This window comes from Marinobacter halophilus (assembly GCF_003007685.1).
GTDB lineage: Bacteria > Pseudomonadota > Gammaproteobacteria > Pseudomonadales > Oleiphilaceae > Marinobacter > Marinobacter halophilus.
The window spans coordinates 102,401-118,031 of sequence record NZ_PXNN01000009.1; the positions used below are offsets into that span (position 1 = coordinate 102,401).

Here is a 15,631-nt window from a genome sequence, read left to right on the forward strand (position 1 = left end):
AAAACCGGCGGTGATCCCGCCGGTTTTTTTGTGCGTTGGTTGTCAGGGCGCTGCCCGAACGGATCAGAAAATATGACCAGGCAGTTGCTCGGTGCCACCATTGCCGGAGCCGTTGTCATTGGAGTCCTGGCGCAGTGGTGCCGGTGCTTCTTCTTCCTTGAATAGTTCAAAATTGCCGTCTTCGCCAGGCCGGGCCCGCTCTCCCGTATTCGGGTTGATGCGAATATTGGCAATGCCGTTGGGTCGGGGCATGGTGGCTGAGGGCGCCCCTTGCATGGCGGTTTTCATGTAATCAACCCAGATCGGCAGAGCCGTGCTTGCGCCGAATTCTCCCCGGCCCAGCGGGGCAGGTTGATCGAAGCCAACCCATACGGTTGTGGCAACCTTGTGATTGAACCCGGCAAACCAGGTGTCTATCTGGTCGTTGGTTGTGCCTGTCTTGCCGGCGATGTCGTTCCGGTTTAGGGCCAGTGCCCGCCGACCGGTACCTCTGCGCACCACGTCCTGCATGATGCTGTGAAGGATGTAGACGGAGCGTTCATCTGCAAGTCGCTGCATCACCCTGCGTTCGGGAGCGGCTTCAGCTGAAGCCAATAGTTGCATGCCGTCAGTCTGGACTGTGTCAGGCTGATTGGCCATCACGGGCCCCTCATTGGCGACGGCTTCAGGTTCTTCTTTGCAGTTGGTGTCACACAGAATGGTTTCCGGCGCCTCATACACGACGGTGCCGTCAGGCTCCTGAATGCGCTGGATTAGATAGGGCTCAACATCGTAGCCGCCATTGGCGATCACCGCGAAACCTCGTGCCAGATCCATGGGTGTCAGCTGGCCGGCGCCCAGCGACAATGACAAGTTCGCCGGCATTTTGTCAGTCGGAATCTTCAGTTGTCCGAGGTAGTCCAGTGTCTGGCGAATTCCAAGATCCCTGAGCAGGCGAATAGATACCAGGTTGCGTGACCGATAGAGGCCTTCCCGAAGGGTGGTTGGGCCATAAAACTGACCTGAGGAGTTCTGCGGGCGCCAGGCGCCTCCCAGCTCCGAATCTTCGAACACAATCGGCGCATCGTTGTAGATGGTAGCGGGTGTTCTTCCGTTCTCCAGGGCTGCCAGATAGAGAAACGGCTTGAAAGTTGAGCCTGGCTGGCGGTTGGCTTGCGTTGCCCGGTTGTATTTGCTCTGGCTGAAGCTGTAACCGCCCGCGAGGGCTTCGATCGCGCCATTCTGGGCATCGATCGAAATAACTGCGCCTTCAACTCGTGGCGCTTGTGACAAGGCGACCTGAAGTTCGTTTTTCAGGATGTCTTCGGCATTCTCAGAGTTGTCGTCGCCCTGCTCCTGAATTTGGGGCAGCTGCAGAACCTTAACGTAGACCACGTCGCCGGCAGACACGACGTCAGAGACTTTGCTCGGGGCCGGGCCGGTCAGGCTTTCGGTGCGATAGCGCTTGGCCCAGCTCATGGTATCGAAGGCCATTTTGCCGGAGCCAAGGTGGCGCGTATGAACACGAGCCTCGCCCTGGTCGTCATCGACGGCCGTCACCACGGCGGGAATCAAGCCTTCAACGCGCGGGTAGTTGAGCATCTGATCGGACAGCGCGATGGCGGCCATGCCGTTCACGTCAAACTGGCCGACGGCACCCCGAAAGCCGTGACGACGGTCGTAATCTTCGAGTCCGGCCCGAAGCGCTTCAGTGGCCGCATTCTGCTTTTCGCTATTAACGGTGAGGGTGACGCTGTAACCGTCCGTGTAGGCAGCATCGCCGAACCGGCGCACCATTTCTGTTCGCGCCATTTCGGCCACGTAATCGGCGTCGACCTCGGTCTCACGGGTATTGTAACTCGCGGTGAGCGGTGCCTCGACAGCCAGTGACCAGGCATCCTGGTTTATGTGGCCAAGGTCTCGCATGCGGCCGAGTATCCAGTTACGGCGGATCATTGCTCTTTCAGGGTTTGCTAATGGGTTAAAGGCAGATGGAGCTTTCGGCAGTCCCGCCAGCATCGCCATCTGAGCCAGCGACAGTTCATTGACCGGCTTGTCGTAATAGACTTGAGCGGCGGCAGCGATACCGTAGGCCCGGTTACCGAGATAGATCTTGTTGAGGTACAGCTCCAGTATCCTGTCCTTATCAAGTTCGCGTTCAATCTGAAGAGCCAGAAGTATCTCGTTGAACTTGCGGATAAAGGTCCTGTCGCGTGACAAAAAGTAATTTTTTGCAACCTGCATAGTGATGGTGCTGCCCCCGGACTGGATGCTTCCGGTGGACACGAGCTCGACCACAGCCCGCGTCAGGCCTTTGATGTCGACGCCGAAGTGCTCGTAAAATCGTGAGTCTTCCGCGGCCAGGAAGGCTTGTAACTGAATTGTAGGGATCTGTTCGATTGTGATCGGTGCCCTTCTCTTTTCTCCGAATTCTGCTATTAATCTGTTGTCTTGACTATACACCCGAAGTGGCGTCTGCAGTTTAACGTCCAGTAATTGTTGGACGGGCGGCAGGCTTGGCCGAAGGTAGAGGTAGAAGGCTGAGGCGATAATAATAGCGACACTCAGGCCAGTGAGCAGGAACCAGGCGAAAACACGAGATGTACGCAGCAATTGAGACATTTTTTTCTGACAACAGTTGGATATAGGTCTATTATTTGAGAAATTGCTTTAGGAAGGATGAGTCACTTCGCTGAATGCAATACCTCTTGAGCAATAAAGAGCCTGCATTGTAGACGGAAAACTCGAAGAATTCTCTTACATAAAAAACACATAGTGTCTCTGTAATAGATGCCGTATCAGGGATTGGTTCAGGGACTCTTAAGCCGGGTGCATTAAACCAGGTAAAGGGTGAGCGCGTGTTCGGATTGTTAGGAAAAAAATCCAGTGCGGTGCTGGGCTTGGACGTCAGCTCCAGCTCGGTCAAACTTCTGGAACTGTCAAGGCATGGCGACCGCTACAAAGTGGAAAGCTATGCGGTTGAGCCTTTGCCGGCCAACGCAGTGGTCGAGAAGAACATTACAGACGTCGAGGCAGTGGGTGAAGTGCTCAAGCGAGTGGCTTCCAAATCCCGCACTGGCGTAAAACATGTGGCGGTTGCGGTTTCCGGCTCTGCGGTAATCACGAAAGTGATTCAGATGGACGGTGGCCTTAACGAATTTGAAATGGAAGATCAGATCGCGCTCGAGGCGGATCAATACATTCCGTATCCATTGGACGAAGTCGCCATTGATTTTGAGGTTCAGGGTCCATCGGAAGCGAACCCGGATCAGGTCGACGTTTTGCTGGCAGCGTGCCGGAAAGAAAACGTCGATATTCGGGAAGATGCGCTGGAGATTGCTGGCCTCACCACCAAAATTGTCGATGTTGAGGCCTATGCCCTTGAACGCGCCTACAAGCTGATCGAATCACAACTCGACTCCCAGGGTGAAGAGCTGGTCGTTGCTATCGTGGATGTTGGCGCGACCATGACCACGTTGAGTGTGTTGGCTGAGGGTAAAACAGTTTATACCCGTGAGCAGATCTTCGGCGGCAAACAGTTGACCGAAGAGATCCAGCGTCGCTACGGGCTTTCGCTTGAAGAGGCTGGCCTTGCCAAGAAGCAGGGCGGGCTTCCAGACGACTACGAACCCGAAGTGCTTACCCCATTCCGGGAGGCGGTTGTGCAACAAGTTGCGCGCGCACTCCAGTTCTTCTTTGGCGCCAGTCAATACAACGCGGTCGATTACGTAGTTCTGGCCGGCGGCACAGCTTCAATTCAGGGGCTGACCGAAATGGTTGAGGAAAAGACCGGCACGCCGACCCTGGTGGCGAACCCGTTTGCAGAAATGGCGATTGGTTCCAGAGTGAACGCATCAGCTCTGAGCAATGATGCTCCATCGTTGATGATTGCCTGCGGCCTGGCAATGAGGAGTTTCGACTGATGGCAAAAATTAACCTCAGACCATGGCGAGAGGAGCTGCGCGCTGAGAAGCAGAAGCAGTTCATCGTCATGATTCTCGGTTCAGTAATCATTGCCGGGGGACTGACCTTTCTCTGGAAATCCGATATGGACAGCCGGCTTGCCTACCAGCAATCCCGAAACGCCTACATCGAAACTGCAACCAAGCAGCTGGATCAGCAGATCACCGAAATCGAGAATCTGAAACGGCAGCGCGATGAGTTGTTGGCGCGGATGCAGGTGATTCAGGATCTTCAGGGTACTCGTCCGGTTATTGTGCGGGTCTTTGATGAGCTGGTAAGAACCCTGCCAGATGGTCTTTTCTATACCGACCTGAAACGAACGGGTGAGCGCATCGATATTGTCGGCATGGCAGAGTCCAACAGCAGGATCTCCAACCTTATGCGCCAGTTTGAAGAATCTGACTGGTTTGCCAATCCCAATCTTTCAAATGTGGCTGCTGCCGATGCCCGTCGGGCCGGATACAGTCAGTTTAATCTTGCGGTCCAGCAGCAGACGCCTGAGCCCGAAGCGGAGGATAATTAATGAGCCTCGCGGACTCACTTAAGAGCTTGAACGATTTCGATATCAATGACCTGGATATCAACAATGCAGGCATCTGGCCAGCACCGGTCAAAGCCATTGTGGTGTTGATCGTCTTTGGTCTGATTCTTGGAGGTGGTTACTGGTTCTTTATTAAGGACCAGTATGGCCAGTTGGAGCGAGTTGAGCGCACCGAGCAGGAGCTGAAGCAGCGTTACGAGCAAAAAGCCTATCAGGTAGCAAACCTGGATGTGTTCAAAGCTCAGATGGCGGAGATGGAAGAGACATTCGGCGCCCTGGTCAGACAGCTGCCCAGTGAAACCGAGGTTCCCGGCTTGCTTGAGGACATTACCAATACAGCTTTGGGGAATGGTCTGGCGCTTCAGGAGGTCAAGCTGCAGCCTGAGCAACGTCGCGACTTTTATTCTGAATTGCCGATCAATATACGGGTGTCAGGTGCGTACCACGAACTGGCCTCGTTTGTCAGCAGTGTAGCCAGCCTGCCACGGATTGTGACGCTGCATGACTTAACCATCAAACCACTTGGCGGAGATGGTGAACAACTTGATATGCAGGTTGTTGCCCGTACCTACCGCTACCGGGCTGGAGAGTGAGCATGACAGTAAAGCATGCCGGTAAAGCCTTGTTGGCTGTGTGCCTGACATCTTTGTTGACGGCTTGTTCCCAGGGCAACGGTTTCTCTGATCTGGATAAGTTCATGTCGGATACCCGGGCCAAGCCTCGGGGTCACGTAGAGCCCTTGCCCGAGTTCAAGGCTTATGAGGCTTTCAGTTATTCGGCGGCGGATCGCAGAGCACCGTTCGAAGCGCCGGTCGATGTTCAGCTGACGATGGTTGATGAGCAGCCGGTCAGCGACGTGGAGCCCGACCTGGACCGACCGAGAGAGGTGCTTGAGAACTTCGATCTCAAGTCCCTGGTCATGGTTGGCACACTACAAGGCCTTGAAGGCGGCCTGTTTGCCCTGATTCGCGACGCCAGCGGTGGCATACATCGGGTACGAACGGGCAATTACATGGGTCAGAGCTACGGCCGTATCGTCGGCGTTAGTGAAACCCGGATTGAATTGATTGAAATCGTTCCAAACGGCCGCGGTGGGTGGGTTGAACGCCCACGCTCCCTGTCTTTGGATGAAGGATAGGGCCAGGAGCGATAAAAATGATTGAAAAAAACATGCACGAACAAAATGGTTCAAGGTCGAGGCTAGCGATGTTCAAAAAACTCAATGTCTGCGTGGGCGTAATCGCCATCGGGTTATGGAGCAGCCTGGCCAGCGCGGTCACGCTGGAAGACGTATCGTTTTCGTCGCTGCCAGGTGAGCGACTGGAAGTAACCATGAAGTTTGACGGCCCGCCGCCCGAGCCGACTGGCTACACGATCGAGCGTCCTGCGAGGATTGCCGTTGATTTACAGGACACCACCAGTGGGCTGAATCAGCGGAGTATTCCACTGGGTTCAGGTAACGCTCAGAGCGTTACCGTGGTGGAAACCAGAGACCGTACCCGTTTGATTTTCAACCTGGTTGAGTTGGTTCCTCATGAAACGATCAGGCAGAACAACTCTCTGGTAATGACAATTGGCGGTGCAAGCAGCGCGCCTGCCGTGGCGGCACAGTCGCCGCAGGGCCAGCCCGCATCTTCGGGTCAGTCTGGGCAAAATGCCTTGGCTGGCGTTGATTTCCGCCGTAGCCAGGACGGGGAAGGTCGCGTGATTGTGGATTTGGGAAGCGCCACCGCCGCGGTTAACCTGTCTGAGCAGGCTGGCCGGATCCGGCTGACCATGCCCGGGTTGCAAGTTCCGGCGGATCTTCGTCGGAGACTGGATGTCACAGATTTCGCGACGCCGGTAACTCGCATCGATACCTTCGTTGAAGATGGCAGTGCGATCATTGAAATTCGCCCAGAGGGTGACTATGACTACATCGCTTATCAGTCAGGTCGTGAATTTACTGTTAGCGTGGAAAGGCTGTCTGAAGAAGAGGCGGATTCCCGTCGCGAAGAGCGATTCCCGTACACGGGAGAGAAGCTGTCTCTGAACTTTCAGGATATTGAAGTGCGTTCAGTCCTTCAGTTGATTGCCGACTTTACCGGATTAAACCTGGTGGCCAGCGATACCGTGGGTGGTAGCATTACCTTGCGGCTGCAGAACGTTCCGTGGGATCAGGCGCTTGATCTGATTTTGAAAACCAAAGGGCTCGATCAGCGCCAGATTGGTAATGTTCTGCTGGTTGCACCGGCCGAGGAAATTGCGGCTCGCGAGAAGCTCGAACTGGAAACCAGCAAGCAAATTGCCGAGCTGGCGCCGGTTCGCCTGGATATCGTTCAGGTCAACTACGCCAAGGCTGCTGACATTGTTGAGTTGATCAGGGCCGATGAAGAGCTGATATCTTCCCGCGGCTTCATTTCTTCAGACGTGCGCACCAACACCATTAGCGTTCGTGAAACGGCTCAGAAGCTCGAAGAGATCCGTCGTCTGGTCGGCACCTGGGATGTTCCCGTGCGCCAGGTGTCCATCGAGGCCCGCATTGTTCGAGCGCAGACCAACGTTGCCGAAAATCTGGGTGTCCGTTGGGGTGGTGCTGCCTACGACGTAAGCGGCAATGACGTTGTCAGCATCGGCGGGTCTTTGGGTACGCTTCAGGAATCGAGAGATGCGGCCGCAGGCGGCAGCGGTGCAATTTCTTTCCCGGGCGCGCTGGGTGTTGATTTGGGTGTCACCGGTGACGGCGCCTCTTCCTTTGCCATCGGCTGGGGTAGCGATGACTTCCTGATCGATCTGGAGCTCTCTGCTCTGGAGACCGATGGTCGTGCTGAAGTGGTTTCTCAGCCGCGGGTGGTAACGGCCGACCGCCAGAGCGCGTCGATCAAGTCAGGTGAAGAAATTCCATACCAGGAAGCCACCTCCAGCGGTGCAACCAACGTAGAGTTCAAAGAGGCGGTACTGTCTCTGGAGGTTACCCCACAGATCACACCGGATGACAAGATCATTATGGATCTGGTGGTCAATCAGGATTCACGGGGTGAGGTGACTGCCGGTATTCCGTCCATCAATACCAACTCTGTGACAACTCAGGTATTGGTTGCCAATGGCGAAACCGTCGTTCTGGGTGGTATCTTCCAGTCAGAGGTGGCGACACAGACAACCAAAACGCCATTCCTCGGTGACATTCCTTATCTTGGGCGGTTGTTCAAGCGGACCGAGAACATTGATGAGCGCAGTGAGTTACTGATCTTCATTACGCCGAAGATCATTAAAAATGACCTGATCCAGTAACCGGTTCAGTCTCAAAAAAGCCGCCGCTAACACCGGCGGCTTTTTTGTTTGGATCAGCAGCCGCGACTTATGGAAAGGCCTGCCCTGTGCTATTCTCACCCGCCTGAACCCTGTTGAGCGGAAATTATGTCTTTGCCCGAACGCGTTGTCTTGGTCGGCCCCATGGGGGCTGGGAAAAGTACGATTGGCCGTATGCTCGCGAAAGAGCTGGGTTATCGCTTTCTGGATTCGGACCGGATCATCGAGGAACGTTGTGGGGCAAATATTCCGTGGATTTTTGACGTTGAAGGAGAGGGTGGGTTCCGGTTAAGAGAGACGGCAATGCTGGATGAGCTTTCGGGGACAACCGCAACGGTGCTTGCAACCGGAGGCGGTGCAGTAATGCGCGCTGAAAATCATCCGTTGCTTAAGAAGAACGCCGTCGTAGTGTATTTGAAAACCTCTATCGAGCAGCAGGTGGAGCGTACCCGTAAAGACCGCAATAGACCGTTACTCCAGAATGAAGATCCGGAGGGTGTGCTGCGGAGTCTGTTCGCCATTCGAGATCCCCTGTACACCAAGCTAGCTGATATTGTGATGTTTACCGATCGCAAGAGTCCTCGGTTGGTGGTGCGTCAACTGGTCAACCGTATTAATCCAAAAACCCCCAGACACAAACGGCAAAGACGAAAAGAAGGTCGTGAACATGTACAAGGTCCTCAAAGAGCTGAAGGTTGAGTTGGGTGAGCGAAGCTATCCGATCATCATTGGTCAGGGGCTTCTCGGTAACTACGATTTGACGCCGTGGGTTGCCGGTAATCAGGTGATGATTGTGACCAACGAGACGGTTGGCCCTCGGTATCTTGAACAAGCTGTTGCCTGCTTTCCCGGAAAATGCGTGGATGTGGTCACTTTGCCAGACGGTGAGAAATACAAAGACTGGCAAACCCTCAATCTTATCTTTGACCGGTTGCTCGAGCGGCAGCATTCCAGGCAAACCACCCTGGTTGCGCTGGGCGGTGGCGTGGTTGGAGATATGGCAGGGTTTGCTGCCGCGTGTTATCAGCGGAGCGTGCCGTTCATTCAAATTCCGACCACGCTGTTATCACAGGTCGACTCTTCGGTGGGTGGCAAGACCGGGATTAATCATCCGCTGGGCAAGAATATGGTGGGCGCTTTTCATCAGCCCAACATTGTGCTGATTGATACCGATTCATTGTCCACTTTGCCGGCGCGCGAAGTGTCTGCAGGGCTGGCGGAAGTTATCAAGTATGGCCTGATCCGCGATGAATCGTTTCTCGGCTGGCTTGAGGGCAACATCGATGCGCTAAGGCGTCTGGAGCCAGATGCATTGGGTGAAGCCATATACCGTTCGTGCCTGTGCAAGGCAGAGGTGGTTGCGGTGGACGAGCGGGAAGGCGGGCTTAGAGCGATCCTGAATCTTGGTCATACTTTCGGTCACGCCATAGAAACCTATGCAGGTTACGGCAACTGGCTGCATGGCGAGGCGGTCGGCACGGGCATGCTGATGGCCTCCGACCTTTCTTTAAGGGAGGGGATGATCGGTCAGAAGGAACACGAACGGGCAGCAGCGCTGATTCATCGGGCTGGCTTGCCGGAGCGGCCACCTAAGGGAATGAGCCCTGAAGACTTCATGTCTCGGATGGCGGTGGATAAGAAAAATGTCGATGGCAGGCTAAGACTGGTGCTGATGCGCTCGTTGGGTGATGCCTTTGTCACCGCCGATGCAGCACCGCAAAATCTCAAGGATACCTTGTTGGAATTTACCCGTTCGTAACGGTGACGGTTGGTAAGCCAGCAGCAGGCAGGGACGAGTAGTGATTGAGGATAACCTGAACACAGTAGAGGATGGCGGGCTTTTCCCTCGTCTCCAGCAACGCTATGGCTTGCGGGAAAATCCGCTGGACCTCGAAACCCCGTTCTATCCGGACGCGATGCGTCATCATGCGCTGGAGTCTCTCCGCCACCTCTGTGGCTTTGGTGACATGGCGTTACTAATCACCGGAGCTCCTGGCGCGGGTAAAACCCGAATTCTCGCAGAGCTGGTTCGCAGTGAGTCGTCGCGTCTGGATTTTCATCGAATTCCCTCAGCGGCTCTGACCAGTAGTCAGGCTCTGGCCCGAGATCTCGGAAAGATCGCCCGCTCAGGTGTGCCAGCCGATGCGGAGCCTCGAGAACTGGTATACCGTTTCTTTCGTTGGTCGGAGACGCGCGCTCAGCGTGGACAACGCCTGGTTCTGATTCTGGATGATGCCGAACGGGTGGCCCCAGAACTGCTGAACCTGCTGTTGTCTGGTTATCTGGCTGCAGACCGTTCGCTGGCGGCGACATTGGTGTTCGCTGGTGCCGAAGGGCTGCAAAGCGAGTTTCGTCCTGAAGATCTTTCTGCCCACGTTCATCATATCAGTCTGCCCCCTTTGAGCCGTGATGACATTGCGGCCTATCTCGAGCCCCGTATTCACCGCGCCGGAGGGCGAAAGGAGGAACTGTTGTCGGCGGCCCGGCTCAAACAGCTGCATGCCCTGAGCCAGGGCAGCTTCGGGCGGCTGAAGCGTGTCGCGCCTGGTATATGGCTGGATATGGTTTCAGGGCAGCGGGTAGCGGGCCCCGCTCGCAAATGGCCGCCACTGGTCACCTTTCGCTGGCCGGCGTTGGCGCTTATTCTGCTTGCGACGTCCTGGTGGTTCGTGTCCCGGCAATATGATGAATCCATGGCGGATGCAGGCACAGAAGAATTCCAGCCGGAGCCGATTCGACGAAGCATTACTATTGGTCCTGAGGTCGCAAATAGTGAGGCAGAGCCGGTGCAGCCAGACTTGACTGAGCCTGTTCAGCCCATCGATGCTCGCCCAGAGCCAGAGCCAGAGCCAGAGCCAGAGCCAGAGCCAGAGCCAGAGCCAGAGCCAGAGCCAGAGCCAGAGTCAGAGCCAGAGCCAGAGCCAGAGCCAGCCTTCACGCCGGAAAAGCCGGAATATTTTGTGCCCCTCGATGATCTCAGGATTCGTGAGGGCTGGACCCTGCAGTTAGTTGCCGGCAATCAAGAGCGCACGGTGCTGAATGTGCTTGAGCGCGCACCGGGAAACACCCGGATCAGTTACACGCTCGGAGAGCGTCAGGGTGAGCCCTGGTTCATGCTGGTATATGGCCAATACCAGAGTCGTGAAGCGGCCCGGGCGTCTGTATCAGAGATCCCGGCTGCGCTTGGTGTCCGAGAGCCTTGGGTGAGGTCGTTTGAGAGCTACTGATTGCACCTTTTTGGTGCGCAAGCTGGCTTATGTGAGCCCCAATCGGCGAAAAAAATTGAATACGTAGTTTCACGTGTGTAAAATCGCTTCCCCCTTTTTTCGGTGTCAGTACGTTTTTCGCACTGAATTGGTGCGAAAATGACTGGCGGGAAAGCATTTACACGCGAGAGAACGCTTATGACAACAGGCTTGTATCATCCCGATGAGTTCAGGGACAACTGTGGTTTTGGCCTGATTGCCCACATGAAGGGCGAGGCGAGCCATAAGTTGTTACAAACCGCCATTGAGTCACTGACCTGTATGACTCACCGGGGCGGCATCGCCGCTGATGGCAAAACCGGTGATGGTTGTGGCTTGCTTCTGCAGAGCCCCAAGGCCTTCCTTGGTAAAGCTGCTGAGGCGGCGTTCGGCAAAAAACCTGGCGACATGTTTGCAGTTGGCCAGGTTTTTTTAGCTCAGGAAGCCAGTAAAGCGGCCGCCGGACGTGCTGCCATTGAGAAACGCCTGGTTGAGCAGGGGCTGGAAATCATGGGCTGGCGCGAAGTGCCGGTTGATGACAGCTGTCTGGGGCCGATGGCGCTGGATTGCCTGCCGCGCATTGAGCAAGTCTTCGTTGAGCCCGGCGGCAAATCTGAAAAAGAATTCGCCATCGGTCTGTTTGTTGGTCGTCGTCATGCCGAGCGGGATATGGCTGAGGCGGAAGACACTGAATTCTATATCTGCAGTCTTTCACATCGTACGCTGGCCTACAAAGGCCTGATGATGCCGGCCGATCTGGCCAACTTCTACAAAGACCTGGGCGATCCTGATCTGCAAACCGCGATTTGCGTGTTTCACCAGCGGTTTTCGACCAACACCATGCCTAAGTGGCCACTGGCGCAGCCGTTCCGGTTCCTGGCTCACAACGGTGAAATCAACACGGTGGATGGCAACCGCAACTGGGCCATTGCCCGGGCGGCCAAGTTCAGCTCGCCCGACCTGCCGGATCTGCAAACCCTGCAGCCGCTGGTTAATCTGACCGGCTCTGATTCATCCAGTATGGATAATATGCTGGAAGTGTTGCTGGCGGGTGGTGTGGATCTGTTCCGGGCGGTGCGGATGATGATCCCGCCCGCCTGGCAGAATGTAGACACCATGGACTCCCAGTTGCGGGCATTCTACGAATACAACTCCATGCACATGGAGCCCTGGGACGGCCCTGCTGGCCTTGTTATGTCGGACGGTCGGTATGCGTTGTGTATGCTCGATCGCAACGGCCTGCGACCGGCGCGCTGGGTGGTGACCAAAGACGATTTCATCACGCTGGCCTCTGAAGTGGGCACCCACGGTTACCAGCCGGAAGATGTGGTTGCCAAGGGGCGGGTAGGGCCGGGTCAGATGTTGGCGATTGATACCGACACCGGTGAAGTTCTGCATACCCGGGACATCGATCAGCGCCTGAAAACAGCCCAGCCCTACAAGCGCTGGCTGAAAGAGAATTCGCTGCGGGTTGAAACAACACTCAACCAGGCAACGCCGGAATTCAAACTGATGGAGCCGGATGAACTCCTGGTTCATCAAAAGATGTTCAGTATCTCGTTTGAAGAGCGAGATCAGGTGTTGCGGCCGCTGGCTGAAAGTGCCCAGGAAGCCGTTGGCTCCATGGGTGACGATACTCCGATGGCAGTGCTCTCGAGTAAGGTTCGGCACGTGTCGGATTATTTCCGCCAGAAGTTTGCCCAGGTTACCAACCCGGCGATAGACCCATTGCGTGAAACCATTGTGATGTCGCTGGAGACCTGCCTTGGTGTTGAGCAGAACGTGTTCGAGGAAACCCCGGGCCATGCCAACCGCATTATCCTGACCACTCCGGTGTTGTCACCAACCAAATTCCTCCGGCTCAGTAACAACGACCGGCCGGGTTTTGAAGTGGCCAGGATCTCCATGAGTTACCGTCCGGAGGAAGGCCTTGAGCAAGCCGTTCGCCGGATGTGTGACGAGGCTGAGCAAGCGGTTGCTGACGGCAAAGTGCTGCTGATCCTGAGCGATAAGGACCTGACCGAAGGCGAGCTACCGGTAAACGCAATGATGGTAACCGGTGCCCTGCATCACCATCTGGTCGCGAAAGGCTTGCGTTGCGATTCCAATATCATCGTAGAGACAGGCTGGGCACGAGATCCTCACCAGTTTGCAGTGTTGTTCGGCTTTGGTGCGACCGCGGTCTACCCGTATCTTGCCTATCAGGTACTGAACGACCTGATCCGGACCGGCGAACTGTTGATGGATCCGATTGAGGCCAAGAATAACTATCGCAAAGGCATCAATAAGGGCCTGTTGAAGATTCTGTCCAAGATGGGTATTTCCACCATTACCTCTTATCGTGGCGCGCAGCTGTTTGAAGCGATCGGTATGGCAGACAGCGTGGTTGATCTGTGCTTCAGGGGTGTCGCAAGTCGCATTCAAGGCGCAGACTTCTACGACTTCCAGCAGGACCAGGAGCAGCTGGCCGCTGTCGCCTGGAAACCGCGCAAGCCGTTGTCTCAGGGCGGTCTGCTTAAATACGTGCACGGCCAGGAATACCATGCCTTCAACCCGGACGTGGTGGCCAGGCTCCAGGATGCCGTGACCAGTGGTGATTATGGCCACTACCAGGAATACGCGGCTCTGGTGAATGAACGCCCGGTTGCCACCTTGCGCGATCTGCTGGTATTCAAGAAAGATATCAAGCCGATTGATCTGTCGGAGGTTGAGCCGGTGGAAAACATTTTCCCTCGCTTTGACTCTGCCGCCATGTCTCTGGGCGCGCTGTCTCCTGAAGCCCATGAGGCGCTGGCGGTGGCGATGAATACCCTGGGTGGTCGTTCCAACTCGGGCGAGGGTGGTGAGGACCCGGCACGGCACGGTACCAACCGGCGCTCGAAGATCAAGCAGGTAGCTTCTGGTCGCTTTGGCGTTACCGCCGAGTATCTGCGCAGCGCCGATGTCATGCAGATCAAGGTGGCCCAGGGCGCCAAACCCGGTGAAGGTGGCCAGCTGCCCGGTGGTAAGGTCAATGACCTTATCGCCCGCCTGCGCTACTCGGTGCCAGGTGTCACCCTGATTTCGCCGCCGCCGCACCACGATATCTATTCCATCGAGGATCTTGCGCAGCTGATCTTCGACCTGAAGCAGGTAAATCCGCAAGCTTTGGTGTCGGTGAAACTGGTGTCCGAGCCGGGTGTTGGCACCATTGCCGCCGGTGTCGCCAAGGCCTACGCCGATCTGATCACGGTGTCTGGCTATGACGGTGGTACTGCGGCCAGCCCACTGACGTCTATCCGTTATGCCGGCTCCCCTTGGGAGCTGGGCCTGACCGAAACCCAGCAGGCGTTGCGCGCCAACGACCTGCGCGGCAAGATCCGCCTGCAGACTGATGGTGGCATCAAGACCGGTCTGGACGTGGTGAAAGGTGCGATTCTGGGCGCGGAAAGCTTCGGATTTGGCACCACACCGATGGTGGCGCTGGGCTGTAAATACCTGCGTATTTGTCACCTGAACAACTGCGCCACCGGTGTCGCGACGCAGAACGAATACCTGCGCGAAGAGCACTTTAAAGGCACGGTCGAGATGGCCATGAACTTCTTCCGCTTTGTGGCGGCCGAAACCCGGGAGTGGATGGCAAAGCTGGGGGTGCGCACGCTGGAAGAACTGGTGGGCCGTGTTGATCTGCTTGAGCGGCTGCCAGGTGACACCGAACGCCAGAAAAAGCTCGATCTGTCGCGTTTGCTGCATAACGATCATATCCCGGCTGATAAACCGCAGACCTGCCAGGTTGAGCGTAACCAGCCGTTCGATCAGGGCAGGCTGGCAGAGCAGATGGTCAAAGACATCCTGGCCGCCATTACTGAGAAGACCGGGGGTGCCTGGAGCTACAAGGTGACCAACTGTGATCGTTCCATCGGTGCGCGTTTGTCTGGTGAGATTGCCGCGTTGCACGGCAATCAAGGTATGGCGGATGCTCCGATTACGCTCGATCTCACCGGCACTGCCGGTCAGAGCTTCGGCGTATGGAACGTGGGTGGCTTGAACCTGATTCTGGAAGGTGATGCCAACGACTACGTGGGCAAAGGCATGACTGGCGGCAAGCTGGTCGTCAAGCCGCCCCGGTGCAGCGAGTTCAAGACCCAGGAAACCTCCATCGTCGGTAACACCTGCCTGTACGGAGCCACCGGCGGCAAATTGTTCGCGGCTGGCACGGCCGGTGAGCGTTTTGCGGTACGTAACTCAGGTGCTCACGCGGTTGTCGAAGGCGCTGGCGATCATTGCTGCGAATACATGACGGGCGGCCTGATAACCGTTCTGGGTGCGACCGGTCCAAACTTCGGCGCTGGCATGACCGGTGGATTTGCCTACGTGCTCGACCTGGACAACACCTTTGTGGACAAGTACAACCATGAGTTGGTTGAGATCCAGCGCATTTCACGGGAAGACATGGAAGCCTACCGGAACCACCTCCGCGGTGTGATTCGGGAGCACATATCAGAAACCGGAAGTGCCTGGGCAGAGCACCTTCTTGAAGATTTCGACGATTACATCGGCCGGTTCTGGCTGGTTAAGCCCAAGGCCGCGAATTTGCGCAGCCTGCTGGCAAGCACCCGTGCCCGTCCGGAATAAG

10 protein-coding genes are annotated in these 15,631 nt (G+C 56.0%); 9 read left to right on the forward strand and 1 reads right to left on the reverse strand.

The annotated features are described in order from the left end of the window. Positions 1-63 precede the first annotated feature (63 nt). Positions 64-2,601 carry a penicillin-binding protein 1A gene (locus C7H08_RS05965; protein WP_106670830.1) on the reverse strand — a complete coding sequence of 846 codons (2,538 nt, stop codon included), beginning with the start codon at positions 2,599-2,601 and terminating at the stop codon, positions 64-66. 236 nt (positions 2,602-2,837) lie between these two features. On the opposite strand from C7H08_RS05965, the gene C7H08_RS05970 reads away from it, so the two are divergent. The 9 genes from C7H08_RS05970 to gltB all read left to right on the forward strand — a co-directional run bounded on the left by C7H08_RS05970 (position 2,838) and on the right by gltB (position 15,630). Further along, entirely contained in the window at positions 2,838-3,902 is a 1,065-nt protein-coding gene (locus C7H08_RS05970) for a pilus assembly protein PilM (protein ID WP_106670831.1), read from the forward strand. Continuing rightward, positions 3,902-4,465, forward strand: coding sequence for a PilN domain-containing protein (locus C7H08_RS05975; RefSeq protein WP_106670832.1), 564 nt, complete (start codon positions 3,902-3,904; stop codon positions 4,463-4,465). The genes C7H08_RS05970 and C7H08_RS05975 overlap by 1 nt, the downstream gene beginning before the upstream one ends. Then, complete coding sequence (locus C7H08_RS05980; RefSeq protein WP_106670833.1) at positions 4,465-5,076, forward strand: type IV pilus inner membrane component PilO; 612 nt, start codon at positions 4,465-4,467, stop codon at positions 5,074-5,076. Before C7H08_RS05975 ends, C7H08_RS05980 begins: the two co-directional genes overlap by 1 nt. 2 nt (positions 5,077-5,078) lie before the next feature. Beyond that, positions 5,079-5,621 (forward strand): pilus assembly protein PilP, encoded by a 543-nt coding sequence (locus tag C7H08_RS05985; RefSeq protein ID WP_106670834.1) that lies wholly within the window; start codon positions 5,079-5,081, stop codon positions 5,619-5,621. A 17-nt stretch (positions 5,622-5,638) separates the two neighbouring features. Beyond that, a complete protein-coding gene (locus C7H08_RS05990) occupies positions 5,639-7,753 on the forward strand; it encodes a type IV pilus secretin PilQ (protein WP_106670835.1) in 2,115 nt (704 codons plus the stop codon). 126 nt (positions 7,754-7,879) lie between these two features. Next, on the forward strand, positions 7,880-8,470 hold the full coding sequence (gene aroK / locus C7H08_RS05995) for a shikimate kinase AroK (RefSeq protein WP_106670836.1): 591 nt from the start codon (positions 7,880-7,882) through the stop codon (positions 8,468-8,470). Beyond that, on the forward strand, positions 8,439-9,530 hold the full coding sequence (aroB, locus tag C7H08_RS06000) for a 3-dehydroquinate synthase (RefSeq protein ID WP_106670837.1): 1,092 nt from the start codon (positions 8,439-8,441) through the stop codon (positions 9,528-9,530). Before aroK ends, aroB begins: the two co-directional genes overlap by 32 nt. Positions 9,531-9,570: 40 nt before the next feature. Further along, entirely contained in the window at positions 9,571-10,998 is a 1,428-nt protein-coding gene (locus C7H08_RS06005; protein WP_106670838.1) for an AAA family ATPase, read from the forward strand. A gap of 177 nt (positions 10,999-11,175) precedes the next feature. Further along, positions 11,176-15,630, forward strand: coding sequence for a glutamate synthase large subunit (gene gltB, locus C7H08_RS06010; protein WP_106670839.1), 4,455 nt, complete (start codon positions 11,176-11,178; stop codon positions 15,628-15,630). Position 15,631 lies beyond the last annotated feature (1 nt).

Coding starts and splice junctions, on each gene's coding strand:
- C7H08_RS05965 (WP_106670830.1), bottom strand. CDS start 2,601: ATGTCTCAATTGCTGCGTACATCTCGTGTTTTCGCCTGGTTCCTGCTC.
- C7H08_RS05975 (WP_106670832.1), top strand. CDS start 3,902: ATGGCAAAAATTAACCTCAGACCATGGCGAGAGGAGCTGCGCGCTGAG.
- C7H08_RS05980 (WP_106670833.1), top strand. CDS start 4,465: ATGAGCCTCGCGGACTCACTTAAGAGCTTGAACGATTTCGATATCAAT.
- C7H08_RS05985 (WP_106670834.1), top strand. CDS start 5,079: ATGACAGTAAAGCATGCCGGTAAAGCCTTGTTGGCTGTGTGCCTGACA.
- C7H08_RS05990 (WP_106670835.1), top strand. CDS start 5,639: ATGATTGAAAAAAACATGCACGAACAAAATGGTTCAAGGTCGAGGCTA.
- aroK (WP_106670836.1), top strand. CDS start 7,880: ATGTCTTTGCCCGAACGCGTTGTCTTGGTCGGCCCCATGGGGGCTGGG.
- aroB (WP_106670837.1), top strand. CDS start 8,439: ATGTACAAGGTCCTCAAAGAGCTGAAGGTTGAGTTGGGTGAGCGAAGC.
- gltB (WP_106670839.1), top strand. CDS start 11,176: ATGACAACAGGCTTGTATCATCCCGATGAGTTCAGGGACAACTGTGGT.